Origin of the sequence: Lysobacter capsici (assembly GCF_018732085.1) — a bacterium.
Classification (GTDB): Bacteria; Pseudomonadota; Gammaproteobacteria; order Xanthomonadales; family Xanthomonadaceae; genus Lysobacter; species Lysobacter capsici_A.
Genome location: NZ_CP076103.1, coordinates 75,569 through 94,499 on the forward strand (window position 1 = coordinate 75,569; position 18,931 = coordinate 94,499).

An 18,931-nucleotide genomic window follows, 5' to 3' on the forward strand; every position below is an offset into this window, starting at 1 on the left:
CAAGACGCTTTCGGCTCAGATCGCAGCGATACTTAACATCGAAGCGCGCGCGAAGTTGGCTGTATGCGACAACGCTTGCGAAACGATCCTACTGTGATGGCGACGGCACCGTCGCCGGTGTCGCATCCGCCTCCGGCTTACCCGCATCCAATCCGCCGAATCGCTGGCCGAAGAAATCGCCGTCGTTCCATCGCGGCCGCTGCGCCGCATCGGCGATCAGTTGCCCGATGCGCGCGTTGAGCTGCGCCAGGCGCGCGGCGTCGGCGTACTGGATCGGTTGTTCGGCGTCGTCGTCGGGTTGGTGATAATGATCGGCGAGGAAGGCGCGGAACTGCTGGCGCGCATCGACGCCGGCGTCGCGCGCGACCATGCCGCCGGTCAGATACACGGCGGGAATGCCGGTGCGGATGAAGGCGTACTGATCGCTGCGGATGAAGATGCTTTCCTCCGGCGACGGGTCGGGGGTTAGGTCGACTCCGACTTCGCCCGCGGCTTGAGCGAGCACCGCCTGCAGGCTGGAATGTTCGACCCCGATCGGCACCACGTCGCGGGTCGGCACCCGCATCACCGGCATGTCCATGTTGATGTTGGCGACCAGCGAATCGCGCGGCACGCTCGGGTTTTGCGCGAACCACTCCGCGCCGAGCAGGCCCTTTTCCTCGGCGGTGAGCGCGACGAACAGCAGCGAACGCTTGGTCGGCGTCTTCGCCAGAGCGAGCTGCTGCGCGGTTTCGAGCATGATCGCCACGCCCAGCGCGTTGTCGAGCGCGCCGTTGTAGATCGCATCGCCCTTGACCGGCGCGCCGATGCCGAGATGATCGAGATGCGCGCTGAACACCACGTGCTCGCGCTTGAGCGCGGCGTCGGTGCCGGGCAGCAACGCGACCACGTTGCGCGACTGCGTCTGCTCGATCCAGTTGCGCGCCGACAGGGTGATCGTGCCGGGCAGGTCGAAGCCGCGCAGCGTGCCTTCGCGCGCGTCGCGGAACAGCTCGGCCGCGCTGTGTCCGCCGGCGGTGAGCACCGCGTCGGCGCTGGCCGCGCCGACGTTGGCGATCACCGCCAGTTGCGGAAAGGTGTCGATCGCGCGGCCGTCGCTGCCGCGCAGGCGCATGCCCGGCCCCGCCCAGTTCTGCGCGCCGCGCGCCCACGGTTGGCGTTTTTCTTCGTCCTGCGTCGCCACGATCACCGCGCCGACCGCGCCGCGTTCGACCAGGGCGCGGAATTTTTCCCGGAACGAACTGTAGAACGCGCGGCGGTCGGTATCGAAGCGCTTGGGCGCGCCGTGCATCAGCACCGCGATCTTGCCGCGCAGGTCGATGCCGGCGAAATCGTCGTGATCGAGTTCCGGCGCATGCACCGCCTGGCCCACGAACACGGCCGGCGCGGTCACTTGCGATTGGGCGCGGTCGAAATCGAGCTGCGGCAGGAACTGTTCGCGAAATTTCAATTCGACCGTGCCGGTGTCGCGCTGCACGATCAGGCGGCCGCCGTCGTCTTCGCGGCTGGCGCGCAGCAGCGGCACGCGCTGGAAATAGCTTGCATCGTCGCCGGCCGGGCGCAGGCCGATCGCGCGCATGCGCTGGGCGAGGTACAGCGACGCCAGGTCGAAGCCGCGCGTGCCCGCTTCGCGGCCTTCGAGCAGGTCGTCGGCGAGAAAGCGCACATCGGCTTCGATCCGGCGCGCATGCGCGCTGGCGGTTTCGTCGAAACCGTCGGCCGCCGGCAACGGCGCCGGGCGCTGGCAGGCCGCGAGCAGCAGCGCGAGAACCACCAGAGCGATGCGATACGAACGAGAAAGCAGACAACGGTACTGGAACGGCGTGCGCGACATGCGGCGGCTCCCGGCGATGGCTGGACGCCCTGGCGCGGGCGCGCAGCGACGCTAGCACGCGGGGCGGGCGGTGTGCCCGGGGGTGGCCCATTCGTCGACGGACGGCGCCGTCAGCGGGCGTCGGGGACCACCGCATCGGCGCAGTTCGCCGCCTATGGGCGTGTTGAGGGCGTGCAAACGGCCGATCCGTGGCTGTGGTTACACGCGCTTACATCGCGTTACAAAACTTTTTCGCGGCGTGGCTGGGGAGATCGCGAAACGCACGCAGGTGGCGCGGATTGTTTCGAAATGCGTTCGCGCCGCGGATGAATGCCGATTCACGGTAGTCGAAAAAACGACGGACCCGATGGGTAAAAAGGTCACCACGATCGGTCCTCAATGTCGCCGCTTATCTGTTCCTTAACTTGCACGGCTGCGCGCCTGCCTAGTGTCCGCGATCAATCGACCCATGGCCCGCGACGCGATGCACACTCCCGCCTCCCGCACCTGTTTGCCCACGCCATCGCGCACCGGTGCGGGGCGGCGCGTCGCGATGCTGGTATTGGTCAGCGCGGCGACCACGGCGTTGCTGCTGCTCGACGATCGCCTGCAGCAGTGGGTCAGTCCGAACAACCGGGCGCAGTTGCAGCCCGCCTGGGTCGCGGGCCTGATGACGATCGTGATGTGCCTGTGGCTCGGCGGCAGCCGCTGGGTCGCCAACGCGGTGATCGGTGCGTTCGCGGGCATGCAGTTGTTCCAGTTGTGCCATATCGCCGCGATCGGCCGCGCGCTCACGCCGCTGGACGTGGCGATGATCCCGCACGAAATCGAAGACATCGCGCAGGCGGTGCGCGCCGGCGCGGCGACCCATTGGCCGACCTTGTTCGCCGGCGGGGTGCCGTATGCGCTGGCGTTCGCGCTGTTCAACCTCGGCCTGCCGCGGTTGCCGCTGCCGCGCCTGCGCGGGGCCTTGCTGATCGTCGCGCTGGTGTTCGGCCTGCAGTTCTACAACGCCGGCCGCTACACCATGAAGCGGTTCATGCCGCGGCCCGAGCGCAGTTCGCTGCACAACTCGCTGCTGGCCTTCAGCTATTGCGGGGCCAATCTGGTCGGCAAGTCGGTGCGGCGCAATGTGCTGAGCTATCGGGCCTACACCGTCGTCGCGCGCGACGATCCCGATGCGGCCCGCGAGCGGCCGCGCGATGTGTGGCTGGTGATCTTCGATTCGACCCGCACCGATCACTGGGGCCTGGCCGGGTATGCGCGCGCGACCACGCCGAATATGTCGCGCTGGGTCGCCCAGGGCCAGGCGCGCTGGCACCGCGGCATCGCCGGCGCGGCGTCGACCCGCGCCTCGCTGGGCCTGTTGTTCAACGGCGTGCGCGAGCCGGGCAACATCGCGCAGCTGCGCTCGCACGAGGCCAATGTGCTGCGCCTGGCCAAGCGCGCCGGTTACCGCACCTATTGGCTGTCGACCCAGCACGGCGACCTGCTCGAGGAGATCGATGCGCCGAGCATCGACGTGGTCCGCACCCGCGACAGCGACGCGGCGCGGATCGCCGCGCTCGGCGACGACGCGATACTGGACATGCTCGACGTCGTGACGCCCGACCGGCCGCGCCTGGTGGTGATGATGCTGCGCACCGCGCATATTCCCTACCACGACGCTTATCGCCGGCACGGCGCGACCTACCGCCGCTGGCCCGACGGCGAGGGGTCGATCGAAGGCGCGCGCCTGGTCAACGCCTACGACAACGCGATCGTCTATCAGGACGCGCTGGTCGAAAAGCTGTACCGACGGTTCGAACGCGGCGACGGCGACGGCCTGTTCGTGGTGACCTCCGATCACGGCCAGATGCTCGGCGAGGACGGCGTGTGGGGGCATAACGTGCTCACGCCGCAGATCGCCCAGGTGCCGATGCTGGTGCGCGGCCGCGGCGCGGCGCAGGCGCCGCTGGCCGGCAACGGCGACTGGCTCAGCCACAACGATCTGGCGCGTGCGCTGGCGTGGCGGATGGGATTTTCGATCGACAATCCCAACCAGGACGCCGGGGTCGACTATCTGCAGGGCTCGGATCTGTTCGGCGACAACCTGTTCCGCGAACTGCGCATCGTCGATGGGCGCCTGCAGCTGGGCGAGTTGTCGGGGCTCGGCCATGCGCATGGCGGTGCGCACGATTCGGGCGATCGCCAGGCCGAATAAGGCGCGGCGTTCGCGGCTGAAAAATTCACAACGAGGCTTCGCGCAGTTTCTTTTCGGCCTCGCGCAACGGCGGCGCATCGGCTTCCAAGTTCAGCCGCATCAGCGCGATCGCCTGCTCCAGCAGCTTGCGCGCGTCCGGACGGCGGCCCTGGCGCAGCGCCACGTCGGCGGCGAGCAACTGGATCTTCGACAGCATCACCGGGTTCTTGTAGGCCGGACTCTGCGCGGCGCGTTGCAGCGCTTCGTCGGCGAACACCGCCGCCTGCTTGAGGTCGCCGCGGCCCATCGCGATCTGCGCGGCCAGCGAGGCGATCCCGGGCAGGTAGTTGATGTCCTCGGGCTGGGTCGCCACGTTCACTTCGGCGCGCGCCTGGTCCAGATTGCGCTGGGCGCGATCGAACAATTTGTTCATGACCAGGGTCTGCACCAGCCGCAGCTGCGTGCCGATCGCGCGGTCGCCGTCGCGGGCCTGGCGCTGCAGGGCGATGGCGGCGTCGAAATCGGCGTAGGCCTGATCGAAACGCTGCAGCCGGCTGTAGGCCACCGCGCGCACCATGTGACCGCGCGCGCGCCACGGCAGCGCGATCGGCTCGTGCTGGTCGCGCAGGCGTTCGAGCGCGCTGGTTTCGATCTCGACCGCGCGGTCGTATTGCGCGAGCGATTCGCCGTAGACGCCGCCCATGTTGATTTCCAGCATCGCCACGGTCTGCGGGTCGAGCCCGATCGCCAGCGCGATCGCGCGGCCGCGCTCGTAGTGTTCGATCGCTTCCTTGCTGCGGCCGAGCACGTTCAAGGTGTTGGCGAGGTCGTTCTCGACCTCGAAGGTGAAGCGGCTGCGTTCGCCGTAGACGCGGTAGGCGATGCGCAGCGCCTGCTCGCCCTCGGCCAGCGCTTCGGGGTGGCGCACCTGCTCCTCGCGCAGTTGCGCGGTCAGCCGGTGCAGGTGGAACCAGCTCAGGTTGTCGGCGTCCCAAGCGGTCTTCGCCAGGCGCTGCGCGGCTTGCAGCCGGCGTTCGGCTTCGACCAGGTCGTTGGCGCGCAGTGGCGGTGCGACCAGGGCGAGCAGAAGGCCGGCGCGCTGTTCGGAAGTTTTGTCGCCGGCCGCGTCGAGCACGGCCAGGCCGCGCCGCGCATAGGTCTCGACTTCATCGTCGCGGCCGGCCTGCAGCGCGGCCTCGATGTAGTCCAGGTAGGCCTGGGTCAGCACCGGCGGCTCGGCGCGCTGGCGTTCGCGCAGGGCGACGAGTTCGTGCAGGGTCGTGAGCGCCTGGTCGTGGCGCTCCAGTGCGCTGAGCAGCGAACCGCGCACGCTGAGCAGGCGCGCATGCAGTTCGGGGTCGGCCGGCGAGTGTCTGGCGAGCAGCGCGCCGGCGCGTTCGGCCGCGGCCAGGCCGGGCCGGGGGTCGTGGGTGGCGTCGTAGACCTCGGCGATGGTGAGCCAGGCGACCGCGCGGGTGGCGTCGTCCTGGCGGGTGTCGGCCTGCAACTGCTCGGCCGCGCGCGCCAGCAGCGCCGAGACCGTGATCGGTTCGCCGCGCAGGGTGTTCGGCGAGGTCTGCGCGAGCACCGAGGCAAGGAACTGGCGCGAAGCCTCGGTGTAGCCGGCTTCGCGCTCGGCGCGCAGGCGCGAGGCCTGGGCGACGCGCTCGGCGGCGAACGCGCGCTGGCGTTCCACTTCCAGCCGCCACACGAACAGCCCGGCCGCGACCGCGGCGAGCAACGCCGCCGCGGTCGCCAGTCGGTGGCGGGCGACGAACTTGCGCAGCCGGTACAGCGGGCCGCCGCCGGCGACCGAAATCGGCAGGCCGTCGAGGTAGCGGCGCACGTCGTCGGCGAGCGCGGCGACGGTGGCGTAGCGTTCGCCGGGGTCTTCGGCGCAGGCGGTCAGCACGATCCGGTCGAGGTCGCCGCGCAGGCCGCGGCGCAGCGCGGCGTCGTCGACGTGGCGGCTCGGCGCCGGCACCGGGCCGTCGCGGCCGCGCAGGTCCGACAGCTTGCGCCCGGTCAGCAGGTCGAACAGCAGGGCGCCCAGGCCGAACACGTCGGTGGCGGTGGTGGCGATCTCGCCGCGGCGTTGCTCGGGCGCGCCATAGCCCGGGGTGAAGGCGACGGTGGCGGTCTGGGCCGGGTCGTCGCCGTCGCCGGCGATCAGGGTGGCGATGCCGAAATCCAGCAGCGCCGGCCGGCCGTCGGGGCGGACCACGATGTTCGACGGCTTGAGGTCGCGGTGTAGCACCAGGCGCTGATGCGCGTGCTGGACCGCGTCGCACAGGCCGAGGAACAACTGCAGGCGCGCACGCAGCGCGCCGGGCGCCTCGGCCAGGTGCTGGTGCAGCGGCACGCCTTCGACATAGTCCATGACCAGATACGGCTGGCCGGCCTGGGTCAGGCCGCCGTCGATGTGACGCGCGATCAGCGGATGGTCCAGGCTCGCGAGCAGGCCGCGTTCGCGCGCCATGCGCCGGATCGCGGACTGGGTCGGCAGGCCGTGCAGCAGTTTCAGCGCGAGCCGCTGCACGCCGTCGCCGGCCTCGCGTTCGGCCAGGAACACCGTGCCCATGCCGCCGGCGCCGAGTTCGTGCAGCAGCCGGTACGGGCCGATCGTCGGCGGCGCGCCGGCCGCGGCCTGGGCGGCGAAGGCCGCGGCCAGCCGGTCCGACAGCGGATCGGCGGGTGCCTCGCCGTCGCCATCGCCGTGGTCCGCGGTGACGCGGTCGAGCAGACGCTGCACCGCCGCGCGCACCTCGGGATCGGGTTCGTGGTCGAGCAGGTACTGGCTGCGCTCGCCCGGCGGCCGGGCCAGCGCCGCATGGAAGGCGTGTTCGATCCGGGCGAACTGGTCCGGGGTCATGGCGCGAGCTGTTCGCGCAGCCAGGCCTTGGCGAAGCGCAGGTCGCGTTCGACCGTGCGCACGTTGATCGCCAGGGCGTCGGCGATTTCCTGCTGCTTGAGCCCGACCAGGAACGCCAGCTCGATCACCCGGCATTGGCGCGGATAGGGTTTGTCGAGCGCGACCAGCGCGTCTTCGACCTCCAGCCAGCGCTGGTCCGGGGTCGGGCCGTGCGGCGCCGATTCGCGCGCCGGATCGAACGCGGTGATCACCACGTCGCCGCCGCGTTTCTCGGCCTGGCGCTGGCGGATCACGTCGATCAGGGTGCAGCGGATCGCGGTCGCGGCGATGCGGAAGAAATGCTGGCGGTCCTGCGCCTGGATGCGGTCGTCGAGCAGGCGCAGCAGGGCTTCGTTGACCAGTTCGGTCGGGTCGATGATCGAGCGGCCCATGCGCGCGAGGCGACGGATCGCGATGCCCTTGAGTTCGCCGTAGACCAGTGCGTACAACGCATCGCGCGCGGACGCGTCGCCGGCGCGATAGGCATGCAGCAGACGGGTCACGTCTCCTTTCGTTTGCTCGTCCGCCAAGTCGGGTCCTCCTGACGGCCCAAGCATACGATGGTCACGGTGGTTGCGCATGTCGGCACGACAGTTGTGACGAGCCGTGGCGGTGAGGGCGGTTGCGGCGTGTCGGGTTCGGACGATGGCGACCGCGCTGTTGCATGAGTCGCGATGGAGGTCGGTTGCGAGGCGATCGGAGCCAAAGGCGTCGGGGCTCAAGCCCCTCCCACAAAAGCCGGCGAAACCTGCGATGTCTGTTGTGGGAGGGGCTTGAGCCCCGACGCTGTTCGCTCAGGCCAGGTTGAGCCAGGCAGTCGCTCACGAAATCCGCCGTCCGATGTCGGGTTTTCGCCACGCGTTGCGAACTGGGGAATGCGGCTTGCCCATGCACCGCACGCGTCGCACCTACCCCGGCACGGACGCCAACGCCGCGTCGTGCATGGGCAGGACGCGCACGCCGAGTCCTGGAGCATCGAAACGACCGACCGCATGAATACGCCCGATCCCGCAACGCCGGCCGAGCCGGCCGCCGGCAACGACACCGACCCGGGCGAAGGAACGCCATCCACCCAACCAGCCGGCGCCAGCGCCGACCACGTGGCCAGCGCGCCCGCAGCGGACAGCGACGCCGGCCCGAACGCGGGCGAGCGCGCGTCGTCCGCGACGTCGCCGTCGGCCGAGCGCGATTGGCGCGCGGGAATTATTTTCGCCCCGTACCGGTGGTGAATCGCGATGGCGCATGCGCTCGCGCCATCGGCGCCAGGCCGGACCCGCGGCGGTCAAGGCCATGCAGGTCGCCGGCCGCTTACGAGTTCAACGCCGACTCGGGAATCGACACGTCGAGGGTGTTGTCCTGGCCGAAACCGAACGCCACCGCCACCCCCAACAAGATCAGCACCCACAGCGCCGCGCCGAACGCGATCCAGGCGTAGTTCGCCGCCGTCAGGCGCGCGTTGGATTCGCCGCGCGGATCGCCGCAGGCGGCGTTGGCCGCGCGCTGGATCTGCAGCAGGCTCCAGCCCAGCGGCAGCAGGCCCAGCACGCCGAGCACGTCGGTGTAGGGCGAACCGATGGCGCGCGAACTCAGCCGGTCCAGCACGGTGTTGCCGATTTGCGCGATCACGTACAAGGTCGCCATCGCGCCCGGCGCCCACGCATAGCTGCGCCCGGCCTTGCGCAGCACCCCGTCGATGCGCGCGGTCAGCGCGTGGGTGTAGAAGATCGCGAACACCGTGCGCGCCAGCGGCCACAGGTATTCGCCGCTGGCGGCGCGGTAGCGGGTCCAGTGCATGTACGACCAATACAAGTGGTACAGGCCGAAGGTGGCGAAGAACAGGATGCAGAACTTGCGCGCGGAAACGATCAGGAAATCGTCGCTGCGATCGGCCGGCCCGGCCGGCTGCGTAACCGCGGCGGTCGGCGGAGCGTAGAGGTTGGGTTCCATGGGGGTGTCGAAGCGCTCCTGCGAGGTGGTCGTGCAATGGATCGATCAGTCGAAGAACACGGCCACGCCGATCCCGCCCTGCAGGTCGGGGCTGTCGCGGTCCAGCCCCCAGTCCAGCGATGCGTCGAGCTGCACGCGCGAGGTCGCCATCCAGGTCACGCCGGTGCCGGCGACCGACGTCGTGGATTGGTGATCGGTGTGCGACAGGCCGGCTTCGAGGTAGACGCCGACGCGGTCGTTCACGGCGACGCTGACGCTCGGCGACCAGGTCCAGGTGTCCTCGCCGTCGCTGCGGTCCAGGTTGAAGTACAGCGCGCCGGACACGCGCTCGCTGAAGTCGTAACCCAGGGTGGTGCCGAGCGTGTACTGGGTGGCGCCGTTGCTGAAATCGCGCGCGCCGCTGGCGGCGGTGACCGCGCCGAGCACGGCCCAGGAAAACTTGTCGTGCGAGGACGGCAGCGCGGCCTTCAACGCCAGCCCGGTGTCGCCGGCGCCGTGGCGCGAGCGGCGGCCGCCGTCGCTGTCGCGTTCGCGCAGATAGTTGTACGGCGAGGTCGCCAGTTGCAGCTCGACCGTGTCGCTCAGGCCCAGGCGCAAGGTGGTGTTGGCGTTGTACTGGGTGCTGCGGGTGCCGCCGTCGTCGTCGCGCTGGAAATCAGGCAGGCCCTGCTCCCAGGCGAAACCGCCCTTGGGCAAGGTGGCGGTGGAAAACGCGATGCCGGGGCGGTCGAACGACGGCGCGTCGTCGGCGGCGTGGGCCGGCGCGGCCGCGCCCAGGCCGATCAGCGCGGCCACGCACAGCGGGATCGAACCCGGGTTCATGCGCATGCTCGCGTCTGCCGCCGATGACGACCGCTCGACGCGTCCGGGCGCTGCTTCCGTTGCGGCATTGCGTTTACTCCCGTTGTTCCAGGCGCCGGGCAGCGGCGCCCTGCTGCCGTGCGGTTACTGCTTCGACCAGCGGCCGCGCTGGCTTTCGCACGCGGCCTGCAAGGCGGCGAGCTGATCGGGGGTGCGCTGGTAGTAGAAGATCTTCGCCGGCGCGCCGCGCGGCGAATCGCATACGCCGCCGGCGCCGCTCGGGCAGGACGCGACCAGCCGCATGTCGACCTGGCCGCCCATGCCTTCCAGCCCGGGCGCCTGGCCGCTGCACTGCACCTTCTGCTGACCTTCGGACAGGTTCATCTCGGTCTGAGTGCACTCGTTGATGACCTGACCCATGATCTGGCCCTGCATCATGCAGGCGCTCCCGGCGTAGGCGAGCGGACAGGCGAGCAGCAGGGCGGCGAAAGCGAGCGGTGCGGTAGGACGGCGCATGGCGAGGGCTCCGAAGGCGACGGGAAACCGCGACCCCGACGGGCGCGGCAGCCTGGAGACGAAGCGCGCAGCGCATCGATGCGCCGCGGCGGTCCATCCCCATGGACACCGCATCACTCTAGCGCGCCTGGGTGACCGGTGGCAGACGCTCGCTCCGGACGATCGGGCGCATACGCCGCAAAGCGTGAAACGACGCCGCCCGGATGACGGCGCGCTGCCCGCAGTCGGGGCCCGCAGGCCGGCGCGTCGCGCGAGTCATCGCGATCGGATCGCCGGCGGCGTGCTTATTCTTCCTGCCCGTTGCGCGGCGGAAACCGCAGCACCACGCCGGTCTGGTGATCCGGGCGATTCCACAGCACCGGCACCTCGCGCGGGCTCGGCGGCTCGAGTTCCTCGTGCGCCGGCACCATCGATTCGTCCTCGTCTTCCCAGCTGTAGCGCTTGCGCGGCGGCAGCGGGTCGCGTAGGCGGAACACGAAGGCGGCGATCACGCCGGCCACCGCGCCGCCCAGGTGGGCCTGCCAGGACACGCCGATCTCGCGCGGCAGCACGGTCAGCAGCATGCCGCCGTACAGCAGGAACGCGATCATCGCCGCGGCGATCGAGGGCCGGTCGCGGCGCAACAGGCCCAGGGTCATGACCAGGAACATCAGGCCATGGGTCACGCCGCTGGCGCCGAGGTGATAACTGCCCGGATCGCCGAGCAGCCACGCGCCGATGCCCGAGCCCAGCCATACGATCGGCAGCGCGCGGACCGTCGCCTTGGGATAGACCGCGCCGGCCAGGGTGCCGAGCAGCAGCAAGGACGTCGCATTGGCGGCCAGATGCTCGACCGAGCCGTGCAGCAGCGGCGCGGTCAGCAGCCCGATCAGACCGTGCAGCGACCACGGCTGCACGGTGAAGGCGCGCACGTCGAAGCTGCCCTGGGCGGCGAACACCGCCACCAGCAACAGCACGAACGCCAGGCTGGCGTTGAGCGCGCGCAGCAGGCGGCGGCGGTCGGCCTTGCGCTGGGCCGGGGTGTCGGGGATGGGGGCTTCGGTGGGCAGTTGCATGAAAACCAGATTGGCACCGCCGGCGACCTTTGCAAGCCGGCCCGGGCGGGCTTCTTTGTCCCACCCACGGGAATGTGGCCTGCGTCAACAACCGGCCCGGTCCCGCCCCGGTGCGCTCGAAGGCCCACGCGGCCGGAGAGGAATCGCCCCGCCCCGGTAGAATGGGCCGATGAATAACGAAATCCCCACCGTACGCCTCAAGAACGCCTGGAAATCCACCCACCCCTGGATCTTCCAGCGCCTGGTCGACAAGCCCGCCCAGCGGCCCAAACCCGGCGCCATCGTCAACGTGGTCGGGGTCGACGGCGTCTGGATCGGCCGCGGCTTCTACAACGGCCATTCGCGCATCGCCCTGCGCATGCTCGAAAACGACCCGGACGTCGAAGTCGACGCCGAGTGGTTCGCGCGCAAGATTGCCGCGTCCGTGTCGCTGCGCCGCGACGTGCTCAAGCTCGACGAGGTCAGCGACGCCTGGCGCGTGGTGCACAGCGAGGGCGACGGGATCAGCGGCCTGGTGGTGGACCGTTACGGCGATCTGTTGGTGGTCGAATACTTCAGCGCCGGCGCGTTCCGCCATCGCGAATGGATCTACGACGCGCTGCGCGCGCAGTTCCCCGGCTGCCGCTTCTACGCCTTCGCCGACGAGCACGTGCAGAAGCAGGAAAGCTTCGACTTCCGCGGCACCGAGGCGGTCCCGCCGTCGACCATCACCGAGTACGGCATCAAGTTCCGCGCCGATCCGGCTGGCGCGCACAAGACCGGTTTCTTCGCCGACCAGCGCGAGAACCGCGAGTGGCTGTCGCAGCAGGTCGCCGGCAAGCGCGTGCTCGACCTGTGCTGCAACACCGGCGGCTTCGGCGTCTACGCCAAGGTGCGCGGTGCCGAGGAAGTGATCGGCGTGGACATCGACGCCGACGTGCTCAACATCGCCAAGGGCAACGCCAAGCTCAACGGCGCCAACGTCAAGTTCGTCCAGGCCGACATCTTCCCGTACCTGCGCGACATGGGTAACGCCGGCGAGCAGTTCGACGTGGTGATCCTCGATCCGGCCAAGATGACCCGCGACCGCGAGCAGGTGATCGCCGCGCTGAAGAAGTACCTCGACATGAACAAGCTGGCGCTGGGCGTGGTCAAGCCCGGCGGTTTGTTCGCGACCTTCTCCTGCACGGGCCTGGTCAGCGAAGACCAGTTCCTCGACATGCTGCGCCGGGCCGCGTTCTATGCCGGCCGCACCGTGCAGGTGCTGAAGGTGTCGGGCGCGGGCGCGGACCATCCGTGGCTGGCGCAGGTGCCGGAGTCGCGGTACCTCAAGGCGGTGTTTTGCCGGGTGCTGGATTGAGGTGAGGTGGGTTGCGCGCGGGGTTTCGCGCAGCAATCCGCTTGCGATGCAGGTATTCCCTCTCCCGCTTTGCGGGAGAGGGCTAGGGTGAGGGTATAAGCGCCGACGGCGCGAATGCTGTTGATTTTCGCTGGACGCCGCGGCCCCTCACCCCAACCCTCTCCCGCAAGCGGGAGAAGGAGCAGTACGCAGCAGAAGGAGCAGTACGCGGCAGAAGCAGCAGAGGGAGCAGTACGCGGTGAGAGGGAGCAGACCGATCAATCCGGCGCGCGAAACCCCGTCATATGCCGCGCCTTGTAGCTGTCCGGCCGGTACGCCACCTCGCGCGCCAACGCATCCAGAAACCCCGTCTCCCCGATCCGCGCGCGTTCGCCGGCATCGAGTTCGAGCGTGAGTTCATAACTGGCGATCGTGCCGCACAGCACCGACAGATAGCGCCGCTCGCCGTCGGCGTACAGCGTCCAGGCCCAATCGCGTTGGTCGATGAGTTGCATCTTGGGTCAAGCTCACCGGTTCAGCGGATCCACGAGCTGCCGACACCGACGACGTCGACGAATTTCCACTGCCCTCGCTCGAGCGCGAACAACTCCAGTTGATTGCCGCCCTGGTAATCGGACGCCGTCTCGACATACAGCAAGGCCTGATCGCCGCGTCCCGACACGACCGGCCGGCTGACCCGCACGATGCCGTCGACCTGCGGGTACGCTTGCTGGAACTCCGGCGAGAACCCCTTCGCGAGGTCGGCCGCTACGCGCTCCCGGTCGACCGGAACGACGCCGGGCAGCGTGCGGGTGTCCAGCGGCGTTTGCTCGGCATTGAAGCGCGGCAACGCATCGATCATCGCGTCGGACAGGTTGTGAGAGTTCGTCAGGGCGTTGTCCAACTGCGACGGGAGCTCGGCACAAGGTTCCAGTCGTTGTCGAGGCTGGCCGCAAAGGGCCGCCGTGGTGTTCACCAGTGCCAGGCGGCGTTGCGCCCCGTGAGCGTCCCGTGTCGCCGGCTTGGCGAGCTGGCGGTGATCGATAACCGCGATCAGAATCGCGCGCTGTTCCGCGGCCGTCGCCGCGCGCGGTGGTCCGAGGAGTGCGTCGAACGCGCCGGGTGTCGCCGAAGTGACCACGACGACCAGCGCCACCGCCACCACGATGCAAGCGGCATACAGCAGCGACTTGAGCAGCGAAGGCGTTCGCGCGCCGTGGCCGTGAGAACCATCGTTCAACGATCGGGAAGACGAAGCCGTCATGGCCGGGTGTCCCTGCGCGCTTGCGTGATCGCAGCAGAGTAGGCGCACGCGCGATCGGAGGGCAACAGATCGAACCGATCGGACGCCGGCGTCGGTTTCCGCTCAGTCCTTCCACCACAGAATCGTCGGCGGATCTTCGGGACGGGTCTGCTCCAGGCGCTGCAGCGCGCCCACGTCCAGCCCGGGCAGATGCACGCTCATCGCCATCGCGACTTCGCGGTAACCCGGCCAATCGGTGCGCAGCTCCAGGCGCTCGCCGGTCGCGGTACCGACCTCGACGAAGATCAGCCGGCGCTCGTTCGCGTCGATCGCGTAGCCGTCGATGCCGTCGATGTCGGTCCAGCGGATGCCGTGGATGCGTCCGGCGCCGTCGTCGCGCCAGACGCCGCGCGGATCGGCGTACAGCCTGGGATCTTGCGGGTTCATGCGAACGGTCCTTGCACGGACGGGGCGGCAGGTGCCGAACCGGTGGGCAGGCAAGATTGGCACATTGGATATGCGCAATCGGGTGCCGTACGGAACACAGGCGGCGTGGCCGAGTGGTCAAATGTGATTGAAGTCACGTTTATTCCGGGCACTGGAACGGTCACCCAGCCTCGCCCACGCGCGCCGCACCGGTTGCGACCGCCACCCTGGCCGCGACCGCTCCCCCTGTAGGAGCGAGGCAAGTCGCGACCGCGAAACCGCGCATGCCTCGCAGGCGCGGTTTCGCGGCCGCGGCCCGCGACCGAAGGAAATCCTCATGGGCCGCGTCCTGCATCGAGAACCGACACAATCGCAGCGCGGCAATCAAAAGACCCAACGCCCCACCCGCGCCGACCCGATCCAGCCATCGCTACCCCTGCGTCGCAGATGCTGAGACTCACCCGCTTAGACTGGCCCCTTAAACTAAGGCCGCCGGCGCCCGATTCGCGCCTGCCCCCACCCAGCGGCCCATCGCCGCGCCGCCGGCCACGCCGTCGCCCCTCCCGCTTTTCCGCAGAGTCCCCATGCCCCTGACCGCCGCCGTGTTCGCCATCGTGTTCGCGTTGCTGATCGGCGCCGCGCTCGCCTGGCTGCTCGCGCGCGCCGGCGCCGCGCGCACGCTGGAGGCCGCGCGCGGCGAGCTGGGCGCGCAATTGAACGCGGCCAACACCGAGCGCGCGCAGTTGCTCGAGCGCAGCGCGCGCATTCCCGAACTGCAGGGGCGCCTGGACGAACTCGAGGACCTGCGCGACCGCCTGATCCACGACAGCGGCCAGCTGCGCGAGGCCATCGGCCGCGCCACCACCGAACTGGAAAAGGAACAGCAGGCCCTGCAACGCCTGCGCGCCGACTTGCACGACGCCGAACGCCTGCGCGACGCGGCCACTGCCGAGCTGCAGCGGCGCAGCGTCGAACTCAGCCGCATGAGCACCCAGCTCGACGCCGAGCGCAGCCAGTCGCAGGAAAAGATCGCCCAGCTCAAGGACGTGCGCGACGAACTGACCACCCAGTTCAAGAACCTCGCCAACGAGATCCTGGAAGAAAAGAGCAAGCGCTTCACCGAGCAGAATCGCAGCCACCTGGGCCTGTTGCTCGATCCGCTGCAGCAGAAGCTGGCCGAATTCCAGACCCGGGTCGAGACCGTCTACGACAACGAAACTCGCGACCGCACCGCGCTGGGCGAACAGGTGCGGCAGCTGATGGCGCTGAACCAATCGCTCAGCGAAGACGCGAAAAACCTCACCACCGCGCTCAAGGGCTCGAGCAAGACCCAGGGCGCCTGGGGCGAGTTGATCCTCGAACGCGTGCTCGAATCGGCCGGCCTGCGCAAGGGCGAGGAATACGACGTCCAGGAAAGCCACGGCACCGAGGACGGCGAGCGCCGGCCCGACGTGACCATCCACCTGCCCGAAGACCGGCATCTGGTGATCGACTCCAAGGTCTCGCTGCTGGCTTACGAGGAGTACGCCAGCGCCGAGGACGAGGAGCAGCGCGCGCGCGCGGTCAAGCGCCATCTCGACTCGGTACGCACGCACATGCGCGGCCTGTCGGACAAGCGCTATCAGGAACTGTACGGCCTGCGTTCGCTGGATTTCGTGCTGATGTTCGTGCCGATCGAACCGGCCTTCATGCTCGCGGTCACCCACGACCGCAATCTGTTCATGGACGGCTGGCAGCGCAACGTGCTGGTGGTCAGCCCGTCGACCCTGCTGTTCGTGCTGCGCACCGTCGCCCATCTGTGGCGACAGGAAGCGCAGAACCGCAACGCCCAGGAAATCGCCAAGCGCGGCGCGCAGCTGTACGACCGGCTGTGCTCGTTCGTGGCCGACCTGGAGAAAGTCGGCGACCGCATCGACCAGGCCAAGGTCAGCTTCGACAGCGCGCGCGACAAACTCAGCCGCAACAAGGGCAGCGTGATCCGCCAGGCCGAGATGCTGCGCGACATGGGGGTCAAGCCGACCCGCGCGTTGCCGGCGAAACTGGTCGAGTTGTCGGCCGACGATGCGGCGAGCGACGATGGGCTCGAACCCGACGGCCCGCGGCCGATCGAGGGCGCGGCGGGGCTGTTGAGCGCGGATGCCGACGATTCGAATGGTGCGAGCGAGCGTGGCGATACTGACGAAAACGGCAGCGATGGCGATGGCGACAGCAACGGCGTTGGTGAAGACCGCAGCGAGGTCTGACCGGCCTGTCGAGGTCTTTTGTGGGGGGGGCTGTCTTTTGTGGGAGGGGCTTCAGCCCCGACGCTCTTGTTTCCGGTCGCTTCGAAACTTCGTCGCCGCGGAGCGAAAAGCATCGGGCCTAAAGGCCCTCCCACAAAAGACCTCGAGACCGACGAAAACGGCAGCGACAGCAACGGCGATAGCGACAGCGTCGGCGAAGACCGCAGCGAGGTCTGAGCTATCTGTCGAGGTCTCTTGTGGGAGGGCTGTCTTTTGTGGGAGGGGCTTCAGCCCCGACGCTCTTGTTTCCGGTCGCTTCGAAACTTCGTCGCCGCGGAGCGAAAAGCGTCGGGCCTGAAGGCCCTCCCACAAAAGCCCTCGGCGCTGATGGTGCCGGTGGCGTGTGTGAGTCCGAAATCCTGTCGCCATCGGCGACGGTCAAGCGATCTGCATGACGAAGCCGCGATCCATTGCCCCCTTTGAAAAAGGGGGCGAGCGCCTTGCGTAACCATGGAACGGGCATCGCTTGCGGCGTGGGGGATTTGCTTTGGCTGCTGGTTGGCGCGGCGATCGCAGAGCAAGAGCAAATCCCCCCTGCCCCCCTTTTTCAAAGGGGGGAAAGGCCGGCTTCGGGAGAGGGAGGGCCAGCTTCGGAGAGGGGGCTGCTTCGGGGGAGCGAAAACCAGCTTAGGCAGGAGGCAAGCCCAGCCTCGGGAGCGTCGGCCTTGGGGAAAAGCGCGCGCCCGACAACAACAAAACGGCAAAACAAAACGGCCCGGATTCGCATCCGGGCCGTTCGTACATCCAAGGCTTGAGGCGACGCCGTGCGGCGCTCAGTGTCCGCCGTCGGTCGGCATCACCGGCATCGCATCGGCCGGGACGCTCGGGTTGCTGTCGTCCTGCAGATAGTCGGGCAGCTGGTCGTCGCTGTTCTTGTCCATGCGGTCGCCGAAGATCTGATAGTCGCGGCGCTGGGTCCACGAATCGCGGACCAGCGCGTATTCGTCTTCGGCGCCTTCGCGCAGGCTGTCCAGCGGCAGCAGCTGGGCGCGCACGTCGACCAGTTGCAGGCCCTGCAGCGGGATGCGGATGCGGTCGCGTTCGACCTGGCGCAGCGGGCTCAGCGGCGCGTCGCCGAGCGCGCCGAACGCGTCGCGCACGGTGCGCGGCCCGAACAGCGGCAGCTCGAGATAACGCGAGCGCTTCCAGCCCCACACGCCGAGGGTCTGGCCGAAGTCTTCGCTGCGGTTGGGCAGCTTGGCGTCGCTGGCCGGATCGAAGATGCCGGCGATGCCCAGGGTGCTGTTGAGCGCGAACCGGCCCAGCGACTGCGCGGCCTGCTTGGGCTTGCCCTGCAGCAGCGCGTTGAGGATCGACACCGGCTGGCCGAGGTTGTTGAAGAAGTTGCTCACGCCCAGGCGCACCGGCCGCGGTACCACCTTGGTGTAGGCGCGCGCCAGCGGTCGGGCGATGCCCTTGTCCACCGCCATGTTGAAGCGGTGCATCTTGCGGTTGTACTTCTCCCACGGATCGTAGGCGCCGGGCACGTTGGCCGGGGCCGGCAGGGTGGGATCGGCGACCGGGTCGTAGGCCTGCGAGGTGCCGTAGATGTCGTCGAAGTCGCGCTCGGCGGCGGTGCGCGGGTCGGCGACCGGGTCGGTCGGCTGGGCCGCGGCCGGGTCGAGCGCCGGCGGTGCGGGATCGACCTGGGCGAGGCTGTAGTCCAGATCCAGGTTGAGCGGCACCACCGTAAAATCGTCGGGGTGCGCGGCCGAAACCGACTGCAGCGAGGAAGCCTCGGCAAGCGCATTGGCATCCGCATCGATCGGCGCGCTCGCGGCGACGCCGGCCGCGGACAACGCGTTCGCCGAGTCGGTCTGCACCGGCGCCTGCGACGAGGCCGCGACCTGTGCCGATTCGGCCGGGGCGGGCGCGATGACCGCCGGCGGCGAAGCCTCGGCGGCGACCATCGCCGTAGTCGGCGCGATCAAGCCCGCGGCGCTGTACGAATCCGGGCTCGCGTCCTGCGCGAGGGCCGGTGCGGAGTGCAGCGCGGCCAGGATCAGGCCGAGCGCTAAGGGGAGTGCGTGGGGGCGCATGGTGGCAGTCTAGTCTTCCGTTACATCGGTGGGGGCGGCCAGGCCACGTCCGTGGGCGTCGGCGACCGCAACTGTGAACGTGTACGCGTACGTGTGTTCCCGGGTACGGATCAGCTGGCGAAGCCGAGCGAGGCGTCGAGCCGGTAGGCCGCGCGCAGCTCGGCCAGGCCGGGCGGGTCGCCCTGCACGTCCACGCCGGGCGCCTGCTCGGCCAACTCGGCCAGCAGCGCCAGTCCGGCGCTGTCGACCGAACTGACCGCCGTCAGGTCGAACCGGCGCGTGCCGGCGACCAGCGCGCGCGCCTGCGGCCACAACGCGGCGGCCGCGGCGCGATCGAGCGCGCCCGCGAACACCAGGGTGTCGCCGTCCTTGCGCAGGCTGGCCACGGCCGCGCTCAT

Annotated in this window: 18 protein-coding genes; 5 read left to right on the forward strand and 13 right to left on the reverse strand. The window is 69.2% G+C overall.

Features of this window, described 5'->3' with window-relative positions:
* Window positions 1-88: 88 nt before the first annotated feature.
* Window positions 89-1,834 carry a M28 family metallopeptidase gene (locus KME82_RS00345; RefSeq protein ID WP_215496765.1) on the reverse strand — a complete coding sequence of 582 codons (1,746 nt, stop codon included), beginning with the start codon at window positions 1,832-1,834 and terminating at the stop codon, window positions 89-91.
* Window positions 1,835-2,366: 532 nt separating this feature from the next.
* On the opposite strand from KME82_RS00345, the gene KME82_RS00350 reads away from it, so the two are divergent.
* Window positions 2,367-4,016, forward strand: a complete 1,650-nt coding sequence (locus KME82_RS00350) for a phosphoethanolamine transferase (RefSeq protein WP_215496766.1) — start codon at window positions 2,367-2,369, stop codon at window positions 4,014-4,016.
* A gap of 25 nt (window positions 4,017-4,041) precedes the next feature.
* On the opposite strand, the gene KME82_RS00355 is transcribed toward KME82_RS00350, so the two are convergent.
* Both KME82_RS00355 and KME82_RS00360 read right to left on the reverse strand, forming a co-directional pair.
* Window positions 4,042-6,867: a serine/threonine-protein kinase gene (locus tag KME82_RS00355; RefSeq protein WP_215496767.1), complete on the reverse strand. Its 2,826-nt coding sequence runs from the start codon at window positions 6,865-6,867 to the stop codon at window positions 4,042-4,044.
* Window positions 6,864-7,409, reverse strand: coding sequence for an ECF-type sigma factor (locus tag KME82_RS00360; RefSeq protein ID WP_215496768.1), 546 nt, complete (start codon window positions 7,407-7,409; stop codon window positions 6,864-6,866). Before KME82_RS00360 ends, KME82_RS00355 begins: the two co-directional genes overlap by 4 nt.
* 489 nt (window positions 7,410-7,898) lie before the next feature.
* Between KME82_RS00360 and KME82_RS00365 the strand changes: the two genes are divergently transcribed.
* Complete coding sequence (locus KME82_RS00365) at window positions 7,899-8,135, forward strand: hypothetical protein (protein WP_215496769.1); 237 nt, start codon at window positions 7,899-7,901, stop codon at window positions 8,133-8,135.
* Between the two features lie 79 nt (window positions 8,136-8,214).
* On the opposite strand, the gene KME82_RS00370 is transcribed toward KME82_RS00365, so the two are convergent.
* The 4 genes from KME82_RS00370 to KME82_RS00385 form a co-directional block, all read right to left on the reverse strand.
* Window positions 8,215-8,853: a hypothetical protein gene (locus tag KME82_RS00370; RefSeq protein WP_215496770.1), complete on the reverse strand. Its 639-nt coding sequence runs from the start codon at window positions 8,851-8,853 to the stop codon at window positions 8,215-8,217.
* A gap of 45 nt (window positions 8,854-8,898) precedes the next feature.
* The gene (locus KME82_RS00375; protein WP_252255561.1) at window positions 8,899-9,675 is read right to left on the reverse strand and encodes a transporter; all 777 of its coding nucleotides are present in this window, start codon (window positions 9,673-9,675) and stop codon (window positions 8,899-8,901) included.
* A 123-nt stretch (window positions 9,676-9,798) separates the two neighbouring features.
* Window positions 9,799-10,170, reverse strand: a complete 372-nt coding sequence (locus tag KME82_RS00380; protein WP_215496771.1) for a hypothetical protein — start codon at window positions 10,168-10,170, stop codon at window positions 9,799-9,801.
* A gap of 284 nt (window positions 10,171-10,454) precedes the next feature.
* Window positions 10,455-11,225: a rhomboid family intramembrane serine protease gene (locus tag KME82_RS00385; RefSeq protein ID WP_215496772.1), complete on the reverse strand. Its 771-nt coding sequence runs from the start codon at window positions 11,223-11,225 to the stop codon at window positions 10,455-10,457.
* 169 nt (window positions 11,226-11,394) lie between these two features.
* Here KME82_RS00385 and KME82_RS00390 point away from each other — a divergent pair, with 169 nt between their 5' ends.
* On the forward strand, window positions 11,395-12,564 hold the full coding sequence (locus tag KME82_RS00390; protein WP_215496773.1) for a class I SAM-dependent rRNA methyltransferase: 1,170 nt from the start codon (window positions 11,395-11,397) through the stop codon (window positions 12,562-12,564).
* A 257-nt stretch (window positions 12,565-12,821) separates the two neighbouring features.
* Here KME82_RS00390 and KME82_RS00395 read toward each other — a convergent pair whose 3' ends face one another.
* The 3 genes from KME82_RS00395 to KME82_RS00405 form a co-directional block, all read right to left on the reverse strand.
* Window positions 12,822-13,058 (reverse strand): hypothetical protein, encoded by a 237-nt coding sequence (locus KME82_RS00395; protein WP_215496774.1) that lies wholly within the window; start codon window positions 13,056-13,058, stop codon window positions 12,822-12,824.
* Between the two features lie 20 nt (window positions 13,059-13,078).
* Window positions 13,079-13,807: a hypothetical protein gene (locus KME82_RS00400; RefSeq protein WP_215496775.1), complete on the reverse strand. Its 729-nt coding sequence runs from the start codon at window positions 13,805-13,807 to the stop codon at window positions 13,079-13,081.
* 102 nt (window positions 13,808-13,909) lie between these two features.
* The gene (locus KME82_RS00405) at window positions 13,910-14,233 is read right to left on the reverse strand and encodes a hypothetical protein (RefSeq protein ID WP_056109442.1); all 324 of its coding nucleotides are present in this window, start codon (window positions 14,231-14,233) and stop codon (window positions 13,910-13,912) included.
* 563 nt (window positions 14,234-14,796) lie between these two features.
* On the opposite strand from KME82_RS00405, the gene rmuC reads away from it, so the two are divergent.
* On the forward strand, window positions 14,797-16,455 hold the full coding sequence (gene rmuC / locus KME82_RS00410; protein ID WP_215496776.1) for a DNA recombination protein RmuC: 1,659 nt from the start codon (window positions 14,797-14,799) through the stop codon (window positions 16,453-16,455).
* A gap of 39 nt (window positions 16,456-16,494) precedes the next feature.
* Window positions 16,495-16,671, forward strand: coding sequence for a DUF6053 domain-containing protein (locus tag KME82_RS26910; RefSeq protein ID WP_430538874.1), 177 nt, complete (start codon window positions 16,495-16,497; stop codon window positions 16,669-16,671).
* A gap of 1 nt (window position 16,672) precedes the next feature.
* Here KME82_RS26910 and KME82_RS26915 read toward each other — a convergent pair whose 3' ends face one another.
* The 3 genes from KME82_RS26915 to KME82_RS00420 all read right to left on the reverse strand — a co-directional run bounded on the left by KME82_RS26915 (window position 16,673) and on the right by KME82_RS00420 (window position 18,931).
* Window positions 16,673-16,957 carry a DUF6053 domain-containing protein gene (locus tag KME82_RS26915; protein WP_430538768.1) on the reverse strand — a complete coding sequence of 95 codons (285 nt, stop codon included), beginning with the start codon at window positions 16,955-16,957 and terminating at the stop codon, window positions 16,673-16,675.
* A 310-nt stretch (window positions 16,958-17,267) separates the two neighbouring features.
* Window positions 17,268-18,533 carry an MlaA family lipoprotein gene (locus tag KME82_RS00415; RefSeq protein WP_345777960.1) on the reverse strand — a complete coding sequence of 422 codons (1,266 nt, stop codon included), beginning with the start codon at window positions 18,531-18,533 and terminating at the stop codon, window positions 17,268-17,270.
* Between the two features lie 110 nt (window positions 18,534-18,643).
* Window positions 18,644-18,931 (reverse strand): STAS domain-containing protein, encoded by a 288-nt coding sequence (locus tag KME82_RS00420; RefSeq protein ID WP_215496777.1) that lies wholly within the window; start codon window positions 18,929-18,931, stop codon window positions 18,644-18,646.